This window comes from Mesorhizobium sp. M7A.F.Ca.CA.003.01.2.1, from assembly GCF_003998945.1.
Lineage (GTDB): Bacteria > Pseudomonadota > Alphaproteobacteria > Rhizobiales > Rhizobiaceae > Mesorhizobium > Mesorhizobium ciceri.
In genome coordinates, this window is sequence record NZ_RZRA01001600.1 from 1 (window position 1) to 559 (window position 559).

The window sequence follows — 559 nt, forward strand, 5'->3', positions numbered from 1 at the left end:
GGAGAGACCGCCGCCGACGACTGTCGCGACGATGTCGTACTGGCCGGCGCGGTTGGAGGCGATGATCGGCTGGTTGAGGATCATCTGCAGGACCGGACGCGCGAAATAGGTCGCGAATTCCTTGTCGTTGACGATGATCTTGCCGGAACCCGGCTTCACCCAGACGCGCGCAATGGCGTTCTTGCGCTTGCCGGTGGCATAGGCGCGGCCCGACTTGTCGAGCTTCTGGACGTGGACGGGGGCCGCCGGCTGGGTATTGGTGTTGCCGGTGGCGGCGCCCAGTTCTGCGAGCGAGGAAAGCTCAGCCATCTTATGCGACCTTCTTGTTCTTGGCGTTCAGCTTGGCCACGTCGAGCACGACGGGCTGCTGGGCGACATGCGGATGCTCGGCGCCTGCATAGACGCGCAGGTTCTTCATCTGGCGACGGCCGAGCGGGCCACGCGGGACCATGCGCTCAACAGCCTTCTCGACGACACGCTCGGGGAAACGACCCTCGAGCAGCTGGCGCGCGGTGCGCTCCTTGATGCCGCCTGGGTGGCCGGTGTGCCAGTAATAGAC

The 559-nt window shown here is 65.3% G+C and carries 2 protein-coding genes; both read right to left on the reverse strand.

The window, feature by feature from the left end:
* On the reverse strand, positions 1-309 hold a 309-nt coding region (gene rpsI, locus EN969_RS34460; protein WP_127419953.1), incomplete at its 3' end, for a 30S ribosomal protein S9.
* A gap of 1 nt (position 310) precedes the next feature.
* On the reverse strand, positions 311-559 hold a 249-nt coding region (locus EN969_RS34465; protein WP_206525377.1), incomplete at its 5' end, for a 50S ribosomal protein L13.